The sequence below is a fragment of the Streptococcus infantis genome (assembly GCF_018499575.1).
Lineage (GTDB): Bacteria > Bacillota > Bacilli > Lactobacillales > Streptococcaceae > Streptococcus > Streptococcus infantis_K.
The window spans coordinates 1-362 of record NZ_JAHDAP010000006.1; the positions used below are offsets into that span (position 1 = coordinate 1).

Here is a 362-nt window from a genome sequence, read left to right on the forward strand (position 1 = left end):
ACAGGAACAGGAACAGGCGTGACTGTTAAACGTGTAGATAAGAACGGTACCCCAGTAACAGCTAAGTACACACCAACAGTAACTCCAGTAACACCAACAGCTGAAGATGTTACTTCAACTGATAAACAAGGTCAAACACAATCAGGTAAACCAACATTCACACCAGGTAACTCAAACGTACCAATGGATGATGATGTTCCAGCAACATTCGAAGATGGTTCAACAACTAAGACTATCCCAGGTGAAGGAACATACACAGTAGCACCAGACGGAACAGTTACATTCGTACCAGAAAAATCATTCACAGGAACAGGAACAGGCGTGACTGTTAAACGTGTAGATAAGAACGGTACCCCAGTAAC

General features: G+C 43.1%; 1 protein-coding gene. It reads left to right on the forward strand.

Features of this window, described 5'->3' with window-relative positions; all coding sequences use genetic code 11:
* The coding region (locus tag KJR31_RS08510; RefSeq protein ID WP_214262928.1) for a hypothetical protein at positions 1–362 on the forward strand (362 nt) is incomplete at both ends.